The 17,277-nt window shown below is 73.1% G+C and carries 18 protein-coding genes; 12 read left to right on the top strand and 6 right to left on the bottom strand.

What is annotated here, in order from left to right:
• Positions 1-13 precede the first annotated feature (13 nt).
• From BN2279_RS06470 to BN2279_RS06455, 4 genes are all read right to left on the bottom strand, one after another.
• Complete coding sequence (locus BN2279_RS06470) at positions 14-931, bottom strand: ABC transporter permease (RefSeq protein ID WP_059007376.1); 918 nt, start codon at positions 929-931, stop codon at positions 14-16.
• Positions 932-936: 5 nt separating this feature from the next.
• Positions 937-1,881 (bottom strand): ABC transporter permease, encoded by a 945-nt coding sequence (locus BN2279_RS06465; RefSeq protein WP_059007373.1) that lies wholly within the window; start codon positions 1,879-1,881, stop codon positions 937-939.
• A gap of 3 nt (positions 1,882-1,884) precedes the next feature.
• Positions 1,885-3,468, bottom strand: coding sequence for an ABC transporter substrate-binding protein (locus BN2279_RS06460; protein ID WP_059007371.1), 1,584 nt, complete (start codon positions 3,466-3,468; stop codon positions 1,885-1,887).
• A gap of 242 nt (positions 3,469-3,710) precedes the next feature.
• Positions 3,711-5,081 (bottom strand): ROK family protein, encoded by a 1,371-nt coding sequence (locus BN2279_RS06455; RefSeq protein ID WP_079031916.1) that lies wholly within the window; start codon positions 5,079-5,081, stop codon positions 3,711-3,713.
• Between the two features lie 355 nt (positions 5,082-5,436).
• On the opposite strand from BN2279_RS06455, the gene BN2279_RS06450 reads away from it, so the two are divergent.
• Together BN2279_RS06450 and BN2279_RS06445 are read left to right on the top strand one after the other, a co-directional pair.
• Entirely contained in the window at positions 5,437-6,378 is a 942-nt protein-coding gene (locus tag BN2279_RS06450) for a TauD/TfdA dioxygenase family protein (RefSeq protein WP_059007369.1), read from the top strand.
• Between the two features lie 41 nt (positions 6,379-6,419).
• A complete protein-coding gene (locus BN2279_RS06445; RefSeq protein WP_079031915.1) occupies positions 6,420-7,763 on the top strand; it encodes a sulfatase-like hydrolase/transferase in 1,344 nt (447 codons plus the stop codon).
• A 298-nt stretch (positions 7,764-8,061) separates the two neighbouring features.
• Here BN2279_RS06445 and BN2279_RS06440 read toward each other — a convergent pair whose 3' ends face one another.
• Entirely contained in the window at positions 8,062-8,931 is an 870-nt protein-coding gene (locus BN2279_RS06440; protein ID WP_059007366.1) for a glutathione S-transferase C-terminal domain-containing protein, read from the bottom strand.
• Between the two features lie 404 nt (positions 8,932-9,335).
• On the opposite strand from BN2279_RS06440, the gene BN2279_RS06435 reads away from it, so the two are divergent.
• The 10 genes from BN2279_RS06435 to BN2279_RS06395 all read left to right on the top strand — a co-directional run bounded on the left by BN2279_RS06435 (position 9,336) and on the right by BN2279_RS06395 (position 16,773).
• Positions 9,336-10,061: an SDR family oxidoreductase gene (locus tag BN2279_RS06435; protein WP_059007364.1), complete on the top strand. Its 726-nt coding sequence runs from the start codon at positions 9,336-9,338 to the stop codon at positions 10,059-10,061.
• Positions 10,062-10,148: 87 nt separating this feature from the next.
• A complete protein-coding gene (locus BN2279_RS06430) occupies positions 10,149-11,021 on the top strand; it encodes an AAA family ATPase (RefSeq protein WP_059007362.1) in 873 nt (290 codons plus the stop codon).
• Positions 11,018-12,430 (top strand): VWA domain-containing protein, encoded by a 1,413-nt coding sequence (locus BN2279_RS06425; RefSeq protein WP_059007359.1) that lies wholly within the window; start codon positions 11,018-11,020, stop codon positions 12,428-12,430. Before BN2279_RS06430 ends, BN2279_RS06425 begins: the two co-directional genes overlap by 4 nt.
• 64 nt (positions 12,431-12,494) lie before the next feature.
• A complete protein-coding gene (locus BN2279_RS06420) occupies positions 12,495-13,265 on the top strand; it encodes a hypothetical protein (RefSeq protein WP_059007357.1) in 771 nt (256 codons plus the stop codon).
• Positions 13,266-13,397: 132 nt separating this feature from the next.
• Positions 13,398-13,763: an Mpo1-like protein gene (locus BN2279_RS06415; RefSeq protein WP_059007355.1), complete on the top strand. Its 366-nt coding sequence runs from the start codon at positions 13,398-13,400 to the stop codon at positions 13,761-13,763.
• Positions 13,764-13,868: 105 nt separating this feature from the next.
• Entirely contained in the window at positions 13,869-14,078 is a 210-nt protein-coding gene (locus BN2279_RS06410; RefSeq protein ID WP_059007354.1) for a hypothetical protein, read from the top strand.
• Positions 14,062-14,583 carry a DUF6879 family protein gene (locus tag BN2279_RS06405; protein ID WP_059007351.1) on the top strand — a complete coding sequence of 174 codons (522 nt, stop codon included), beginning with the start codon at positions 14,062-14,064 and terminating at the stop codon, positions 14,581-14,583. Before BN2279_RS06410 ends, BN2279_RS06405 begins: the two co-directional genes overlap by 17 nt.
• Positions 14,580-15,440 (top strand): helix-turn-helix domain-containing protein, encoded by an 861-nt coding sequence (locus BN2279_RS06400; RefSeq protein ID WP_059007350.1) that lies wholly within the window; start codon positions 14,580-14,582, stop codon positions 15,438-15,440. The genes BN2279_RS06405 and BN2279_RS06400 overlap by 4 nt, the downstream gene beginning before the upstream one ends.
• Positions 15,441-15,526: 86 nt before the next feature.
• Positions 15,527-15,652 (top strand): hypothetical protein, encoded by a 126-nt coding sequence (locus BN2279_RS30945; RefSeq protein ID WP_267887117.1) that lies wholly within the window; start codon positions 15,527-15,529, stop codon positions 15,650-15,652.
• Complete coding sequence (locus BN2279_RS06395; RefSeq protein WP_059007348.1) at positions 15,649-16,773, top strand: methyltransferase domain-containing protein; 1,125 nt, start codon at positions 15,649-15,651, stop codon at positions 16,771-16,773. The genes BN2279_RS30945 and BN2279_RS06395 overlap by 4 nt, the downstream gene beginning before the upstream one ends.
• An 11-nt stretch (positions 16,774-16,784) precedes the next feature.
• On the opposite strand, the gene BN2279_RS06390 is transcribed toward BN2279_RS06395, so the two are convergent.
• A complete protein-coding gene (locus BN2279_RS06390) occupies positions 16,785-17,210 on the bottom strand; it encodes a PPOX class F420-dependent oxidoreductase (protein WP_059007347.1) in 426 nt (141 codons plus the stop codon).
• Positions 17,211-17,277 lie beyond the last annotated feature (67 nt).

Below are 17,277 nucleotides of genomic sequence, written 5' to 3'. Positions count from 1 at the left end.
GTCGTCGGCGCGGTCATCGGCGCACTCCCTTGTTGAGGGCTTCAGCGATGAGGGTGAACCCGAGCACGAGGCCGGTCACCGCGATCAGCGGCGCGGCGGCGAACGTGGGGTGGCTCGACAGGTACGGCATGGCCTGGCTGAGGACGCTGCCGAGGGTGGGCTCGGGCGGCCGGACGCCGACTCCGAGGAAGCTCATGGCGCCCTCGATGAACACGGCGATCGGCAGCGACACGGCGAACTGGACGACGAGCGGGTCCACGGCGTTGGGCAGGACGTGCCGGGCGAGCACCCGGACGCGGCTCGCGCCGCCGACGCGGGCGGCGACGGCGTACTCGCGTTCGCGCTGCACGAGGACCCCGCCGCGCAGGACGCGGCCGAAGCCGGGGATCTCGGCGAGCGCGATGACGATGATCACCGGCACGAAGCCGGGTCCCATGATGGCGGTGATGGCCAGGGCCAGGATCAGCCCGGGGAACGCCAGCAGCAGGTCGAAGACGCGCTGCACGACCACGTCGGCGATCCGCGAGGCGGTGGCGAGCAGCGCCAGCAGGCTGCCGGCCACGGCGGCGGCGGGGACGGCGACGAGGATGATGGCCAGGTCGTTGCGGATGCCGTGCAGGACGCGGCTGAGCAGGTCGCGGCCGACGTCGTCGGTGCCCAGCAGGTGTCCGCCGGTGCCGGGGTCGAGGAGGGCCTGTCCGCTCGGGGCCGTCGGCGGCGAGGCGGCGAGCAGCGGCGCGAGGAGCCCGAGCAGGCCGATGACGCCGATGAGGATCAGGCCGGTGAGGCCGCGCGGGGAACGCAGGCCCGCCAGGTAGGCGTTGACGGCGCGCGGGCGGGCGGGCGCCGCCGGGATCGCGGTCCCGGTCGTGGCCTCGGTCTGGGTCTCGGTCTGGGTCTCGCTGGTGGTTCGGGTCGGGGGCCGGGTCATGGCGGTCACCTCAGCCGGACGCGCGGGTCGAGGACGGCATAGGCGATGTCGGTGAGGAGCTGGATCACGACGAAGACTCCGACGAGGAGCAGCAGCAGGTCCTGGACGACGGGGTAGTCGCGGGAGATGACCCCTTGCTGGGCGAGCCGGCCGAGGCCGGGCCAGGCGAAGATGGCCTCCACGAGGATGGCGCCGCCGAGGAGCTGCCCGGTCTGCATGCCGAGCACGGTGACGGCCGGGGGCAGCGCGTTGGGCAGGGCGTGGCGCCAGACGATCCGGCGGCGCGAGACGCCCAGGGCCGTGGCGGTGCGCACGTAGTCCTCGCCGAGGGCCCGTTCGAGCCCGTCCTTGAGGTAGCGGCCCAGGACGGCGGCGCTGGGCAGGGCCAGGCAGAGCGACGGCAGCAGCAGGTACTGGGCGCCGAGGTCGGGCGCGTCCAGGACCGACAGATGCCCGCCTGCCGGGAGCCAGCCGAGGCCGACGGCGAAGACCAGCACGAGGATGACGCCGGTGACGAACGGCGGCACGGACAGGGCGCCGGTGGTCAGGACCCGGACGGCGGCCCGCACCGGGCGGCGCCGGGCGGTGGCGCCCAGGACGCCGAGGGCCAGGCCGAGCACGACGACGAGGAGCAGGGCGCCGATGGTCAGCTCGGCGGTGGCGCCCAGGCCGTTGCCGATCAGCTCGGCGACGTCGCCGCCGATCGTGTAGGAGGGGCCGAGGTCGCCGGTGACCAGATTCCCCAGCCACGTCAGGTACTGGCCGAACACCGGCTCGTCCAGGCCGAGTCGCTCACGGATGGCGGCGACGGTCTCGGGCGAGGCGTCGGGCCCGGCCAGGGTGACGGCGGGGTCGCCGGGGATCAGGCGCAGGATCAGGAAGATGACGAAGGAGGCGAGGAGGAGGACGAGAAGGCCCGAGGGCACGCGTCTGAGCAGATACGAGGTCATGGGTCAGGCCAGGTGGGCGTCGTCGAGGTTGAGGTAGCCGAACTTGTTGACCGTCGCGCCGCGCACGGCGGCGCGGGCCACCTGGAGGGCGGGCAGGACGGCGAGGTCGATGATGAACGCCTCGTCCAGGAGGAGGTCGGAGATCTCCTGGTAGGAGGCGAGGGCCTCCTCGCCGCGCGGCTCGGTGACGCGCCAGGCGTTCCGCACCAGCTCGGTGTACTCGGCGGAGCTGAAGTGGGACGTGTTCTGGGCTTCGTTGAACGGATAGGCGCTCACCACGAGGGTGGACGGGGTGACTTGGGCGAAGCCGTGCTGGAGCGCCCACAGCGCGGGCATCTCGCCGGAGATCAGGCGGCGTTGGGCGTTGGTCGGGTCGTAGGGCTGGAGCTCGGTGCGGATGCCGACCTGCTCCAGGTCGTACTGCACCATCTCGGCGAGGGTCGTCAGGCCCGGGATCGAGGTGTGGCCCAGCGGGAGGGTGAGGTTCTCCGCGCCGGCCTCGCGGAGCAGTTCGCGGGCGCGGTCGGGGTCGTGCCGGTAGTGGGTGCGGTTGGCCTCGCTGTAGGCGGGGGACGACTCGGGCCAGGGCGCGGCGCTGGCGATGCCGAACCCGCCGAGGGCCTGCTCCACGATGCGGTCGCGGTCGATGGCCCAGGCGATGGCCTGGCGCACGGTCTTGTCGTTGGTGGGCCGCACCTCGACGTTGGCCCCGACGTAGTACGCGCCGCCGCCGGTGTCGTAGGAGACGATCTCGAACGTGGAGTCGTCCTTCAGCGGGGCGGCGTCACGGCCCGAGACGCCGAGGGAGAGGTGCGACTGGCCGGTGCGCAGGGAGGAGACCAGGGAGTCGGCCTGGGTGATGATCCGGATCTCGACCTTGTCGAGGTAGGGGCGGTCCGGGCGCCAGTACGTTTCGTTCCGGGTGAGGGTGAGGCCGGCGCCGGGGCGCCACTCCTCGAATCTGAACGGGCCGGTGCCGACGAGGCGTTCGCCCGCGATGGCCTCCTCCACCGTGTTCCGGTCCGTGATGATCATGAACTCGAAGAGGTCGAAGAGGTTCCCCACCGGGTGGTCGAGGGTGAGGACCAGCTCGTGGTCGCCGCGCTTGTCGAGGCCGGTGACGGCGGCGGCCGTGGATCTCAACTGGGCGGCGCGCTCGGGATTCTGGAGGTTCTCGATGGCGAAGATCACGTCGTCGGCGGTGAACGGGCGCCCGTCGTGGAACGTCACGTCGTCGCGCAGCCGCAGCGTCACGGTGGTGCCGTCGCGGGAGATGTCCCACGACGTGGCCAGCTCCGGCCGCGGCGTGAGGTCGTCGTCGTACCGGGTGAGGGTGTTGAACACCAGGCGGTGCGGCAGGTTCATGGCGCTCTGGGAGAACAGCAGCGCGGGCGCGAAGTCCACCCCGTGGGCGACGGTCAGGGTGCCGCCCCGGCGCGGCGCGGCGTCGGAACCGCCGGCGCCCTCGTCCCGTTCGGCGGCCGAGCGGCAGGCGGCGAGGGTCAGCAGCGCGGCGCCCGCACCGCCGGCGCGCAGCAGGCCGCGCCGGGTCGGGCCGGTGGACGTGAAGGGGTACAGCGAGTTCATGAATGCCTACCGAAAGTGAAGTGAGCGGGTTTTTCCTACCCATGGCGGGCGGCGCGGCACGCGTCGGCCGGCCACCCGGCCGCCATTGATTTCTTTTCGAGGGGAATCAACCCCGCGCGGAGTCCACCCAGCACGGAAGAGACCGCGGAACGGTCAGGGGGCGGTCCGGATGGGGCTCAAGGGGGCGCGGAGCGGGGCGCGCGACAGGCGTGGGGAGCGGGAAACCGCCGTCCGGTCGCAGGTCAGAGGCAGCGACACGGAGCGGAAGAGCGCACGGCACAGATCGCGCTGGCCTGTCGACGGAGGTCGACATGCCTGCGGGTCACGAGGCGCAGTTCCGGATTCACGGCAGCAGAGTGACAGGAACGGTCAGGGCCGGTCAACATGTGTCCGAAAGTGACAGAGCGTGAGATGACGCTCCGCAGCGGGTTGCGGTAGAGCGCGGACAGCGCCGGAGTGCCGCCCGCCACCGGCAGCACGGCGGGCCCGGCGTGCGGTGGCGCCAGCCGCGCCGGGTCGTCGCACACATGGGACCGGGCCACCAACTCGGCGCCCATCACCGCGAGATACTCGGGGTTGAGCAGGCTGGACATCTCCGTGACGAGCACCACGTCCGGGTTGAGCACATCGGTCAGCAGCGCCGCCGCCCGCCCGACCAGCCGGGCCCGCTCGCGCAGCAGCCGGTCCGCGCGCCGGTCGCCCGTCGCCGCCGCGTCCACCACCAGCCGCACGTCCGGCTCCGGCACGACGCCCTCCCGCACGGCGCGCTCGGCCACCGCCGTGTCGGAGGCGGCGGCCCGCAGGCAGCCGGTGCGCCCGCACCCGCAGCGCACCCCGCGCGCCCCGACCGGCAGATGGTCGATGTCCCCGGCCGCCGACCGGGGCCCATGGTGCACCACCCCGGCGATGCCCACGGCCGCGTCCACCACGTTCCCGATGAACAGGTGCACCAGGCTGCGCCGCGCCGCCGGGCGGCCGAACAGGATTTCGGCCTTGGCGATGGCCCGCGCGTGGTTGTCCACGTGCACCGGCAGCCCGAGCACGCTCTCCAGCCGCGCGCGCAGCGGCAGTTCGCGCATACCGAGCGCCGCGTGCCGCACCACGGTCCCCTCCCCCGGGTCCACCCAGCCGCCGATGACCGCGCCGAACGCCAGCACCGGCCGGCCGCAGGCCCGTTCGGCGAGGAACCCGGGCAGCCGGCCCAGCACCGTGCCGAGCACCGCGTCCGCCGCCATCCCCGGGTGGTCGGCCTGGGCGCGGGCCACCACACCGCCGCGCAGGTCGAGCAGGCAGTAGGTCGAGGCCGGGACACCGATGTGCAGGCCGCCCACCAGCGGCCCATCGGTGTCGATGTCCACCGGCACCTGCGGCCGGCCGACGCTGCCGCCGACCGTCAGCTCCGGCCGCTCCCGGACCAGCCCCAGTTGGGCGAGCCCGAGGTACTGGCGGGAGACGGCCGCCGGGCTGAGGCCCGACACCCGGGCTATGCCGCTCCTGGCGATGGGCCCGTGGTCCAGCACGGCCCGGAAGACGACGGCGGCGTTGGTGTCGCGCCTGCCGTCCCCGGGCGCGGCCGTGGACCGGCCCCGGAGGTCGGCGGAGGACAGGCTCATCTCGGCGGATCCTTCCCGGTGTTCGTTGCGGCTGTTTGCTTCTTCGTGAACATTCCGGCCCCGGCGCGGGCGGGTCGCGCCCCGGGCCGCGCACGGTCCGGCGCGGGCCGTTCCCCGCCCCGCGCGCCCCGGCGTCACCGCAGGTCAGAGGCGTGCACGGCGGGAGCGGGACCCCGCGCCCGGCACCGGTCACCGCGGAGGCCGATTCAATCACCTCCCCCGCCGTCCGCGACCCCGGGCGGAGTTGACGACCGCCGCCGGGCTCGATTTATTTTCGCTGCGAGATCAACCAACGCACCCCGCACCCCCGGCGGGGCGCCCGAACCACAGCACACTCGAACCGAAGGGCCCGGCCATGACGACGGCAGCCACCACCACCTCCACCCTGACCCTCACGCGCCTCGGCGGCCGGATCGGCGCCGTCATCGAGGGCGTCCGGCTCGGCGGCGACCTGAGCCCGGAGACGACCGCGGAGATACGCGCGGCGATCCTCGCCCACAAGGTCGTCTTCTTCCGCGGCCAGGACCACCTGGACGAGGCGGGCCACGAGGCGTTCGGACAGCTCCTGGGCACGCCCGTCGCCCACCCCACGGTCCCCTCCGTCGACGGGCGGTACGCGCTGCCCATCGACTCCGACCTCGGCCGCGCCAACGCCTGGCACACCGACGTCACCTTCGTCCCGGCCTACCCGGCCTTCTCCATCCTGCGCGCCGTCACCATCCCCCCGTACGGCGGCAACACCCTGTGGTCCAACACGGCCGCCGCCTACGCCTCCCTGTCCGAGCCGCTGCGCGTCCTCGCCGACAGCCTGCGCGCCGTCCACTCCAACGAGTACGACTACGCCGCCGCCCACCCCGGCGCCGACGACGCCCGCCTCACGCAGTACCGCGAGGTGTTCGTCTCCACCAAGTTCCGCACCGAGCACCCGGTGGTCCGCGTCCACCCCGAGACCGGCGAACGCTCCCTGCTGCTGGGCAACTTCGTGCAGCGGATCGCGGGCGTCACGGCCAAGGACTCCCGGCTGCTGTTCGACCTCTTCCAGAGCCACGTCGAGCGCCCCGAGAACACCGTGCGCTGGGCCTGGCAGCCAGGTGACGTCGCCATCTGGGACAACCGCGCCACCCAGCACTACGGTGTGGACGACTCCGACGACCACCGCCGGGTGCTGCGCCGCGTCACCATCGACGGCGACGTGGCGGTGGGCCCCGACGGCCGCCCCAGCGTCCTGCTGGAGCCGGAGACGATCCCCGCGCCGTCGTTCGGCCCGGTCTCCGGCGCGTCCCCGGCAGCCGCCTGACCGTTCCGCCCCCGCCCCTCCGCCGCGTCCGCGAGGAACCCATGACCGCCAGCGCGACCCGGCCCGGCCGGCGCCCGAACGTGATCGTCGTCCTGACCGACCAGCAGCGGTGGGACACCACCGGCGTGGCCGGCAACCCGGCCGACGTCACACCGGAGTTCGACCGGATCGCCCGCACCGGCACCCACGTCGAGACCGCCATCACCCCGCAGCCGGTGTGCGCGCCGGCCCGGGCGGCGCTCCAGACCGGGCGCTGGGCCACGGCGACGGGCGTGTTCCGCAACGGTCTGCCGCTGCCGCCCGAACTCCCCACCCTCGCCGGTTCGTTCGCGGCGGCCGGGTACACCACGGGGTACCTCGGCAAGTGGCACCTGGCGGGCGACGACGCGGGGGCCGGGCCGGTCGCGCCGGAGGCGCGCGGCGGGTACCAGCGGTGGCTGGCGAGCGCCCTGCTGGAGTTCACCTCCGACGCGTACCGGACGGTGCTGTACGACGAGGCCGGGCAGCCGGTGCGGCTGCCCGGCTACCGTTCGGACGCGCTGATCGACGCCGCGATCCGCTTCGTCGCCGACCACGACGGCGAGACCCCGTTCCTGCTGTTCCTGTCGCTGCTGGAACCGCACCACCAGAACGCCACCGACGACTACCCCGCGCCCGAGGGCTACCGCGAGCGCTACGCGGGCCGCTGGCTGCCGCCCGACCTGGCGGCGCTCGCCGCCGGCGCCCCGCAGGGCGGCGCGCCGCGCCACCTCGGCGGCTACCTCGGCCAGATCAAACGCGTGGACGAGGGCGTGGGCCGGCTGCGGGACGCGCTGCGCAGCCTCGGCGCCGAGGACCGGACCGTCCTGGCCTGGACCGCCGACCACGGCTCCCACTTCCGCACCCGCAACGCCGAGTACAAGCGGTCCGCGCACGACGCGTCGGTCCGCGTGCCGCTGGCGCTGACCGGCCCCGGCTTCACCGGCGGCGGCCGGATCACGCACCCGGTCAGCACGGTCGATCTGGTGCCGACGCTGCTGGAGGCCGCCGGGGTGCCGGTGCCCGAGGGCGTGCAGGGCCGTTCGTTCCTGCCGCTGCTGGGCGGCGGCACCGATCCGGGCCGCCCGGAGTCGGTGTTCGTCCAGATCAGCGAGTCGCAGATCGGCCGGGCCGTCCGCACCCGGCGGTGGAAGTACGCGGTGACCGCGCCCGGCGCGGACCCGTGGAACGAGCCCGACGCCGACCGCTACGTCGAGTCCGAGCTGTACGACCTGGCCGCCGACCCCTACGAGCTGGACAACCTGGCCGGGCTCGACTCCCACCGCGAGATCGCCGGCCGGCTGCGGGCCGCGCTGCTCGACTGGCTGACGCGGGCGGGCGAGCGGCCCGCCGCCGGGGGGGGATAAGGCCGAGCGAGTCGAGGCCGGCCAGGGCGACCAGTCAGGGGGGGGCGGTGGCCGGAGCGTGGAGGACCGGCCGGACGGAGAGGGCGGGGGGGGGAGGGGGCCACGGGCCCGCCTCGTTGACATGCTCTGAATGTGCTCGTGTGCCGCTCGCAGAGGAGACTGCGCGTTCAACCGCGGTCCGCTCCGTCGCCAGCGTCAGTTGTGTATAGTCGACCCCGAGGTCCGGCAACTGCCCTGGTCGGAGCTGCCGTTCGGGCACCAGCGCGGCATCTGAGCCGGGTCCGTACGCCTGCCCCGGCTACCCGCGCGGCCGGACGGCGGGCACGGTCATGTCGGTCGCCGGGACCCCGGTGGCCGACCAGTCGATGATCTGCACCGCCGCGCCCGCCGCCTCCAGGCCCCGGCAGTGCGCGTGGTGCCGGCGCGCGATGTCGTCCGGGCGCAGCCGCGAGCCGAACGCCGGAATGCCCAGCAGACGCCTGGCGTACGCCCACAGCCGGGGGTGGTCGGCGATCCGGTGCACCGCGTCGGCGTCCAGGTGCCACCGGTGGACCATGTCCAACTGCACCAGCGTCACCCACAGATGCACGTCGGCGCCGGTCAGCTCGGCCCCCGTCAGGAACGGGCGCCCGGCGAGCCGTTCCTCGACCTCCCCGAGGGCGGCCAGCAGGGTCCGCAGCGCCCGCTCCCGTTCCGCCGCGCCGGTGCCCGGGGCCCCGGCGCTCTGGGCGGCCTCGCCGATGTCGCGGTCGCACAGCGCGGCCAGTGCCGGATCGCCCGGCCCCAGATCCGCGCCGCCGGCGTCGCCGGCGTCGCCGAAGCGGTCGGTCAGGTCGCGCAGGATGTCCGGGGCGTGGTTGCTCACCACCCGCCCGGTCCACCGGTCGATCAGGGCGGGTGCCACGGCCGGGCCGGTGTAGCCGTGGGCGGTCCGTTCGTACGCCGCCCGCAGCGCGGCGTGGCCGCCGTCGGCGCCGGGCACGGCCGGCAGCTCGACCAGGGGCATCAGGGCGTCCAGACCGAGGAGCCCGTGGGTGACGGCCACCCGCAGGCAGGTGGGACAGGACAGCGACAGACACAGGTCGTATCGGTGCGGCGCGGCGTAGAAGCCGTGGCGCGCGTCGGCGCCGATCCTGCCGCGGAAACGCTCGTCGGTGGTCGTGGGCATGGCTCTCCCTCACATGCGGATGTCGGCAGTGGTGTGGAACGGGAGGGAGCGGGCGGCCGGCGGCGGGAGGCCGGGCGCCTCAGACGCGGTGACTGCCCGCGCTGCACACGCGCAGGAGATCGATGTGGCGACGCGACGTCAGATACGGCGTGAGATACGGAAGGAAGGGAACCGGACAGTGAGTCTCTGCTCCTCCGTCACCCATGGTGATCCGTTCGCTCGATGTCAAGCCTCGTGGATTGTCGATCTCCCCGGCCGCCGCGTCAAGGGGTCCCGCACCGGTCCGGCCCCCGGCGGGGGCGCGCGCGAGCGGCGCCCGAGCCTAGAATGCGCGCGTCACCCTTGACTTGTGCGAAGCCACCCTTGAGACAGGCGCGGAACGGCGAAGGGAAGGGAGTCGGGCCATGGCGGACAGGGTCGCCCTCGTCACCGGCAGCGCGCGCGGCATAGGCCGCGCGACCGCGTTACGGCTGGCCGCGGACGGCGCGCGGGTCGTCGTCAACTACCGGAAGGACGCCGGGGCCGCGCAGGAGGTCACCGCCGCCGTCGCGAGGTCCGGCGGGCGGGCCGTCGCCGTCCGGGCCGACGTGACGGACGCCGCGCAGCTCCGTTCGCTCTTCGACGCCGCGGAACGGCACTTCGGCGGGCTCGACGTCTTCGTGCACAACGCCTACGGCTTCGTCCAGGGCCCGCTCGGGCACGCCACCGACGCCGACTACGAGCACACCTTCGCGGCCAACACCCACGCCACGTTCGCCGGGCTGCGCGAGGCCGCGACGCGGGTACGGGACGGTGGCCGCGTCGTGTTCGTCTCCTCCTCCATCACCCGCACCGTCCACCCGGGGACCGCGCTGTACGCGGCGAGCAAACTCGCCGGGGAGCAGCTCGTGCGCGTGTTCGCCCGCGAGGTCGCGCCCCGGGGGGTCACCGTCAACAGCGTGCTGGCGGGCCAGGTCGACACCGACGGCATGCGGGACTCCGGCATCACCCCCGAGGAGGTCGCCCCCCGGGTGCCGCTGGGCCGCGTCGGACGGCCGGAGGACATCGCGGACGTCGTCGGCTTCCTCGCCTCCGACGCGGCCCGCTGGATCACCGGCCAGTCCATCGCGGTGGACGGCGGCCAGACGTAGAGACACCGAAGTTTCCCGTCGGTAACATCAGGGGACGGGCCCCGCGCGACCGGCGGGGGCGCGCCTCGAACGTCAGGTGGTGGGCGAGTGACCGGGACCGGCTATTTCACGTCCGTGGACGATGTGTTCGTCAAACTGGCCGAGACCGGATATCTGGCCTCCACCGCCGTGGCGACGACCGTCTACCTCGCCGACCGGCTCGGCAAGCCGCTGCTGGTCGAGGGCCCGGCCGGGGTCGGCAAGACCGAGCTGGCCAAGTCCGTCGCCCCCGTCGCCGGCGCCCGCCTGATCCGCCTCCAGTGCTACGAGGGCGTGGACGAGGCCCGCGCCCTGTACGAGTGGAACCACGCCAAGCAGCTCCTGCGCATCACCGCCGGCCGCGACGAGACATGGGACGAGACCCGCACCGACATCTTCAGCGAGGAATTCCTCCTCACCCGGCCCCTGCTGACCGCCATCCGGGGCGGCGACCCCAAGGTGCTGCTGATCGACGAGACGGACAAGGCCGACGTCGAGGTCGAGGGCCTGCTGCTGGAAGTGCTCAGCGACTTCCAGGTCACCGTCCCCGAGCTGGGCACCATCACCGCGACCCGCCGCCCGTTCACCGTCCTGACGTCCAACGCCACCCGCGAGCTGTCCGAGGCGCTGCGCCGCCGCTGCCTCTTCCTCCACCTCGGCTTCCCCGACGAGGAGCTGGAACGCCGCATCGTCCGCACCAAGGTCCCCGGCCTGGACGAGACGCTCACCGCGTCCGTGGTCCGGGTGGTCGCCGCGCTGCGCGCCATGGACCTGCGGAAGCTGCCCTCGGTGGCGGAGACCATCGACTGGGCCCGCACCCTCCTCGCCCTGGGCGCCGCGACCCTCGACGACCGGCTCGTCCGGGACACACTCGGCGTGATCCTCAAGCACCAGGAGGACGTCGAGAAGGCCACCGCCGGTCTCCGCCTGGACACCCTGTGACCACGCCCGCCGGCCTGCCCGAGCGGCTGACGGCCCTGGTGCGGACGCTGCGCGCGCACGGCATGCGGATCGGCCCCGCCGAGACCCTCGACGCGGCCCGCGTGCTGGAGATCCTCGGCCTGGCCGACCGCGAACAGGTCCGCGCGGGCCTGGCCGCGGCGCTGCTCCACACTGAGGGCCAACGCGCCGTCTTCGACCCGGTGTTCGACGTGTACTTCCCGCTCGGCGTCGGCGCCCCCGAGTCCGCGCGCCCGGCCGGGGACGCGCCACCCGGCGACGTGCGGGCCTGGCTGCGCGACCGGCTGGCCGACGCGCTCGCCGCGAACGACCGGGCGGCGCTGACCCGGCTCGCGGCGGAAGCCGTGGACGCCCTCGGCCAGTACGGCAACTCCCCCGCGACGGACGGCTGGTCGGCCCACCAGACCCTGGACCGGCTCCGCCCCGAGACACTGCTCGCCCGGGTCAGGACCGCCACCCAGGGCTCCGGCGGCGGCTCAGGCGGCACCGGCCGGGGCGGCGGCTCAGGCGGCTTCACCGACCGGCTGGAGGCCGACGAGATCCGGCGCCGCATCGAGGACTTCCGCGAACGCGTCCGCACCGAGGCCCGCCGCCGGGTCGCGGAGCGGCGCGGCGCCGACCAGGTCGCCCGGCGCGGCCTCGCCCCCACCGCCGACCGCGTGGACTTCCTCGTCGCCGGCCGCGCCCAGCTCGCCGAACTGCGCCGCACGGTGCACCCGCTCGCCCGCAAGCTCGCCACCCGCCTCGCCGCCCGCCGCAAGCGCGCCGCGCGCGGCCACATCGACCTGCGCCGGACGCTGCGCGGCTCGCTGTCCACCGGCGGCGTCCCGATCCGGCCCGTGCTGCGCCGCCGCCGTCCGGTCCGGCCGGAGATCGTGCTGCTGTGCGACGTGTCCGGCTCGGTCGCGGGCTTCGCCCACTTCACGATGCTGCTGGTCCAGGCGCTGAGCGACCAGTTCAGCAAGGTCCGCGTCTTCGCCTTCGTCAACCGCGCCGACGAGGTCACCCGGCTCGTGACGGCGGGCACCGCCGACCCGGAGGGCCTCAGCGCCCGCATCCTGCGCGAGGCGGCGGTCACCGGCTGGCACGGCAGCAGCGACTACGGCTCGGCGCTCGCGGAGTTCGCCGACCGCCACCGCGACGCGATCGGGCCGCGCACCTCCGTGTTCGTCCTCGGTGACGCCAGGACCAACGGCGGCGACCCCAACCTCGACGCCCTGCGCCTGATCCGCGCCCGCGCCCGCCGCGTCCACTGGCTCAACCCCGAACAGCCGTCCTCCTGGGGCACCGGCGACTCCGCCGCCCTCCGGTACGCCGAGGTCGTTCCGATGCACGCCTGCCGCAACGTGCAACAGCTCAGCGCCCTCATCGCCCGCCTGCTTCCCGTGTGATCACCGTGAGGCGCTAGCATCTCCGTTGCCACACAAGGGTGTTGGTCCTGGGGAGGGAATGCGGATGGCACTGCGCGGACACCGGACGGCGATCGCTCTGGCGGCCTGCTCACTGACGGTCTCGGCCCTGCTGACCGCCTGCGGCGGCTCGGACGACGAGGGCGCCGACGCGGAGGCGACCACCACCGCCGGGGATCCCTCTCCCGGGACGGAACCGGCGGAGGACGACCCGGAGGACGAGGCCCCGGCGGAGGACGAGCCGGAGGCCCCCGCCCCGGACACGCTCACCGAGACCCAGCTCGCCCAGGCGCTGCTGACCCAGGGCGACCTGGCCGAGTTCCGTTTCGACGAGGTACCCGTCACCCACCGGGACGGCACCACCGCCGAACCGGCCGCCTGCCAACCCCTGGAGAACGTCCGCCTCTTCGCGCTCGACCCCGCCCCGGTGGCGCTCGCCGGCACCCTGGCCACCGGCACCTCGGGCGACGCGGCCGGCACCGCCACCACCGTCATCCTCGCCGCGTACGACCTCGCGGACGCCGAGCAGATCATGGCCGACCTGGAGACCGCCGTCGCGGACTGCGCCGAGGGCTTCGACGGCGGCGCCCTGCGGTTCACCTCCGTCACCCCGACGACACCGCCCGACCTGGCCGACGACCGGGTGGCGTTCGAACTGCTCGGCGACGGCACGCAGCCCGGCTGGTACACGGTGATCCGCACCGGCTCCACCCTGGCCCTGTTCCACACGGCGACAGGCACCGACGCGTCCGCGGCCGTCCCCGACCCACTGGTCGTCCAGCAGTTCATGAAGATCCAGGCCGCCTCCCAGACCTGAACGACCACCCCACCCGGGCGATCGACGCTGCGGAGTCATGGCGAACACGAGAGGCGCTCCGAGGGTGGCTTCGACGGAGGGCGCGTGACCGGCCCCCTGTGACACCCGCCGGGGCGCGGCTAGGGTGCGGTCATGTCCGCACCACGCTTCTCCTCGTACGAGGAGTTCTGGCCCTACTACGTGGCCATGCACTCCAAGTCCGCGACCCGGTGGGTCCACCTGGCCGGCACCCTGACCGGCCTCGCCGTCACCGCGTACGGCGCGCTCCGGCGTCGGCCCGGGCTGCTGCTGGGGCTCCCCCTGATCGGCTACGGCACGGCTTGGCCCGCCCACTTCCTGATCGAGGGCAACAACCCCGCCACCTTCGGCCACCCGGCCTGGTCCCTGCGCGGCGACGCCCAGATGATCAGCATGATGCTCGCGGGCCGCGACGCCGAACTGTCCGCCATCGCGGCCAAGTGGCTGACCGACCACCCGGAGGACACCCCCCGCCGGTAGGCACCCGGCACGGCTTTATGCGGCAACGTGCATAGGCGTTGTGGCGGAACTGAACGCGCTCCTATGGTCACTCCAGGTCATGTCGACCGAGAGAACGGAGTACCGATGGAACTACGCCTGATCGCCGGCGGCCCGTGCCGTTCCGAAGAGGACGGGGAGTGCGTCGAAGACGACTGTCCGGGCGTGTACGTCACGAGCCGGGGAACGATCGCCGTACAGGGGGAACGCGTCTCGTGCCCGACCCCGGACGGCGAGGCGGTGGTCGAGATCCCTGAACGAGTGCTGCGGGAGGCGTTCAGTGCGCTTGGATGGTGAGGACTGGACGCGGTTCTTCGACGCTTACCAGCACGACGCCTGGCGGCTGGAAACCCTGCCCGTCTACCGCATGCCCGGAGAACGGGAGATGCTGGAGCGCTTCCTGCGAACGGGACGGCTCGACTACCCGGAGGACAGTCCGTGGCTGGCCCGCGTGCGGCGCTTCCGGGCGAGTGGGCGGACGATCGGACGGGTGCACGTCCTGACCCGGCCGCTGACCGACTATCTCCGCTTCGAGCTGGCCGCCTACGCCTTCACCTCCGCCGCCGGCGAAGACATTCGAATCCTCGACCTCACCGATCGCGAGAACCCCGGACTCCCCCAGCAGGACTTCTGGATGCTGGACAATCACGTCGTGGAGATGCGCTACGACGCGGAGGGACGCCAGATCGGACGCTTCCTGCTCGACAATCCGGACCTTGAGCAGTACCGCACCTGGAAACACCTCGCCGTCCACGTGTCCGTTCCCCTCGCCGAATATCGGGAGAAATTCCTCACCCCTTGAACGCGGATTTCGAACAGGCCGGACGCGACCGCACAGACCTCGCCAACGCGCTGAGGACTCTGCGGCTCGCCTCCGGCCTGTCCGGCGAACGGCTGGCCGTACGGTGCGGGATGAGCCAGTCGAAAATCTCCCGCATGGAGTCAGGGCGCGCTCTGCCCTCCGTGGTCGATGTACAACTGATCGTCGGCGCCCTCGATCTCGATAACGAGACGGCGGCGGAGTTGCTGGCTCTGACTCGGAGGACCAATGCCGAGTACGAGAGCATCCGAGCCTCCGTCCGGCGCGGCCTGCACCATCGTCAGCGCGAACTCGCGTCCCTCGAAGCAAGAGCCACCTGTCTGCGGTACTTCCTTCCCGCCATCCCCACGGGACTGCTCCAGACCGCCGAGTACATGCGCGCGGCGATGTCCCATCCGATGCACCCGGCCCGGGGGGATGTCTCACGGACCATCCAGCTCAAGCTCGAACGGCAGGCGGTCCTCCACGACCGCGCCAAGCGGTTCGACTTCGTCCTCACGGAGTCAGCCGCTCGGTGGCGACTGTGCGGCTCCGATGTCATGGCTCTCCAACTCGACCGGCTGGTCTCGCTCTCCCTCTTGCCGAGCGTGCGGATCAGCGTCTTGCCGCTCTCACGGACGACCCCGGACATTCCCTTCAACACGTTCACCCTCTACGACCGTGATCTCGCCACCCTCGAAGTCTCCTCCGGCCGTATCGTCCTCCGGGACCCCAAGGACATCGACTATTACAACTCCCTGTTCGACTTCTTCCAGCAGCACGCCGTATCGGGAAGCGCCGCCCGGGAGTTGCTGGAGGGGTGGGCCGATGAATTCCGTGCCGAGGCCGGGGGCGGATAAATGCGGGAACGCGGGTAACGGTTGCACGCCGCGCATCGCCGCGATCACGCTGTGAGAGCAACCGACACCTCGTCCTGGAGGAACCCATGGGAGATCACGCCAAGCCGCCGCCCCACGCCGATCAGCCCGCTCCGCAGCCGCAGGGGCCGCCCGGCAATGCCGACAGCCAGACCGACGCGCTGAAGCCGGGGGACGGGAAGCACGGCAAGTGAGTGCCGACATCGATGTCCTGGGCCGGCGGCTGACGGAGTCGCTGGCACGGGGCGGTCACTTCCAGGCCGGATGGACGCAGGCCGTCTTCGAACGCGTGCCCCGGCATCTCTTCGCCCCGGAGACGGTGTGGACATGGGACGCGGCGACATCGCGCTGGGTGCCCGTGCGGCGCGGCCGGGCCCCGGAGGACTGGGCCCGCCTGGTGTACGGGGAGGACGCCGTGGTCACGCAGGTGGACGACGGCGGCATGGGCCCCGGGCGCGAGGCCACCAGCTCGATCAGTGCCCCCGCCGCCGTCCTCAACATGCTCGCCTCGCTCGAACCCCGGCCGGGTGACCGTGTGCTGGAGATCGGGACCGGCAGCGGCTACCACACGGCGCTGCTCTGTGAACGGGTTGGGGAACAGCGCGTCACATCGGTCGAGATCGACGCCAAGCTGGTCCGTGCTGCCGTGCGGGCCTTGGCGGACGCCGGGTACCGCCCACATGTCGTCTGGGGCGACGGGGAATTGGGCTGGCCGGACGGCGCGCCCTACGACCGGCTGATCTCGACTGCCGCCGTGCGGCGCGTACCACCGGCCTGGCTGGAGCAGGTGCGGCCCGGCGGGGAGATCGTGACGCCGTGGTTCCCCAACTACCACGGCCGCGGGCTGATCTGGCTGCGGATGGGCGACAACGGCACCGCTCAGGGCTGGTTCCACGGCCGGGAGGCGTTCATGCCGGTGCGCGGGCAGCGAGCGGAACGACTCGACGTGCGGGCCGTGTGGGAGGCGACGCGTCACGAGGCCCGGCGGGCCGCGTCCGGTCCGGACCTCCGCGACCTCGACGCGCACGGGGAGTTCGCGCTCAGTGTGCGCCTCCCGGGGGTCGGGTGCTACCGGCAGGAGCACGACGGCTGGTTCTTCCTCAGCGAGGACAACGCCTCCTGGGCGCAGCTCTCCGGCGGGACGGCGTTCCGCCACGGCGACCGGGATCTCCTGGCCGAGGTCGCCGCGGCGGTGGAGTGGTGGCGCGCCCACGACCGACCGAAGCTCTTCGACTTCGGCGTCACCGTCACCAAGGACCGGCAGGACATCTGGCTGCGCGCTCCGGACCGGATCGTCGGTGCCATGGGTGTGTGACGGGCGGGGGGTCAGGCCGAGACGGCGGTGTGGCCGAGGAGTTTTGTGGGGTGCAGGCGGGTCAGGAGTTCGCCGGGGACGCCGTTGCGGGCGCCGAACTCCTCGGCGCGGGCCTCGCCCATGTAGCGCCCGCCGATGCGGGTCGCCCAGTGGCGCAGCTCGGTGGGGTCCTCGGAGAACGTCACCGCGCCCTCGACCAGCGCGAAGGCGAACGGGGGCCGCTCGTCGTCCACGCAGAGCGAGACCCGCGGGTCGCGGCGCATGTTCGCCGCCTTGACGGAGGTCGCCTCGGTGGTGAAGACGAGATCGTCCCCGTCGAACACGAACCAGACCGGCGCGACGTGCGGGCGGCCGTCGGCGCGGACGGTGGCCAGCTTTCCGGTGCGGGTCCCCGCCAGCAGGAACGCCCGGCATTCCTCATCGGTCATCTTTCGCATGACGCACATTCTGCCCCCGGGACCGGCGGGGGCAGAATGTGCGTCATGCGAAAGATGACCGATGAGG

Source organism: Streptomyces specialis (genome assembly GCF_001493375.1).
Taxonomy (GTDB): domain Bacteria; phylum Actinomycetota; class Actinomycetes; order Streptomycetales; family Streptomycetaceae; genus Streptomyces; species Streptomyces specialis.
The sequence above is the reverse complement of the archived record's forward strand: the minus strand, read 5'-3'. Positions and strand labels throughout refer to the sequence as shown.